We start from the raw sequence: 1704 nt of genomic DNA, 5'->3' as shown, positions 1-1704 counted from the left end.
CCGGGGACTACGCGCCTTCGATTCTCTCTCCTTGGCGCGCAGCGTTTGCAATTCTCTAGCCACAATGGCTATGTTTGATTCAGGCACAAATATCCGCCTGCTTTATAATTTAATTGATTTTGATCATTTTGAAATGTCGAACTTACTCGGAAATACAATTAACTTCGGCATGATCAGCAGTAATAATCCCCAAAAAGGCCTGGTCGAATTTATAGGCATAGCACAAATTTGTGCCAAACGTTTTCCTCAGGCTCGGTTTATTGTGGTCGGCCCTATTACGCCCGTCGTAAAACAAGCGAAAGCTTGTCAAAATCGTGGTCAACTCACAAAAAACCTGATATTTACAGGCTATATAAAAGACAGCAGGCAAGCTGTTTCGATGATCAACGTGATGTTGAGCCTGTCAGAAGTCCCAGAATCATTTGGTCGTAGTATCGCAGAAGGTATAGCTGCAGAAAAACCGGTCATAGCTATTAATAGCGGTGCCATGCCCGAACTGGTAAAACATAGCCACAATGGTTTTCTGGTAAAACCCAAAGATATCAAAGCGCTTCAAAAATATATTGAATTCTTCTGCGAACATCCTGATAAAATCGTCTCTATGGGAAAATTAGGAAAAAAATTTTTACTTCACATTTTTCCGAAAAGGTATTTTTCAATAAACTAAGGCAGATCTACCAGGAAATATCATACGAAAATTAAATTCTTATGTACCGCTTTCGAATACGGACTTTTGTCGCCACGATTTTATTGGAATAACCGGTAAACTAATTAACTGCAATGACTGATGTCAGGAAGTATTTAAAACCCCCGTTACAAAATCGCTGACCACTTTTTGCCGATAGCCGCCTGTAGAAATTAATTCTTAGCTTCCGCTGATCAGCATGAAGAGTCGGTCATTCCATCAGAATTTCATTTCCCCGATTGACCGCTTCGGACTGGTAGCAGACGTAGAACTCAAGCGGCTTCAACGACTGCTTTTGGTCGTTAGCGGTCATTCAGTATAGCTGAGATACAAGATTCCTACGAAGTCTGCTTTAGGCCAGAAGCGGACACTAAATACAATCTCAGTCATCTCGCCACTCGTACGCCATTTGGATGATGATGACTTCGCGGGCGTGTTGAGCTTGACACAAAACCGAGGATGGGTGAAATTGATTTAAAGAAGGTACTTTTGCGCGACAGGAAGGGGCAAGAAGGTCAGTGAGGATAATCAGGTTTATAACAAACAGCCAATGGCGTGTTCTTTGTCTATGATAAGCGGAATCACCAGCCATGCACGCTGAAAGCAAATTCCTATCTCTTGAGCAAGGCTCAACAGGTGCTGCGCAATTACAGCATCGACTTCACCATGCAGACCTTTTTGTCACTCAAACGCCGGGGCATCGAAGAAGCTCACGAAAGACACGACCAATGGTTCAACTGGCAGGACTGATTTTACTACTGGCGCTACTACCGGCCATTGTCTTTGCGACACCGAACCCGGCAGACTTGCTACGGGCCAGGCCGGTGTACACGCAGTTCGAGCTGGTTTCCCGCAACCAGGAAGTGAGCTTTCAACGTCACGAAGGGCGCCTGTATCAACCCGATCCCTATGGTGAAGGCGAGTTGCAAACCAGCTTCGAACTATACACCGTGCCAACCAGTAAGCCTGCGCCTTTGGTGCTGGTGCTGGCCCCATACCGCGGGCAGACCTTCGTTGAC

General features: G+C 45.4%; 2 protein-coding genes. Both read left to right on the top strand.

What is annotated here, in order from left to right; all coding sequences use genetic code 11:
* Positions 1-667, top strand: a 667-nt coding sequence (locus BOW51_RS10575) for a glycosyltransferase (RefSeq protein ID WP_135568268.1), incomplete at its 5' end; no start/stop codon positions are given.
* A 608-nt stretch (positions 668-1275) separates the two neighbouring features.
* Positions 1276-1704 (top strand): hypothetical protein (locus tag BOW51_RS10570; RefSeq protein WP_135568267.1); only part of this gene is annotated, 429 nt, incomplete at its 3' end.

Source organism: Solemya elarraichensis gill symbiont, assembly GCF_002021095.1.
GTDB lineage: Bacteria > Pseudomonadota > Gammaproteobacteria > Chromatiales > Chromatiaceae.
The sequence above is the reverse complement of the archived record's forward strand: the minus strand, read 5'-3'. Positions and strand labels throughout refer to the sequence as shown.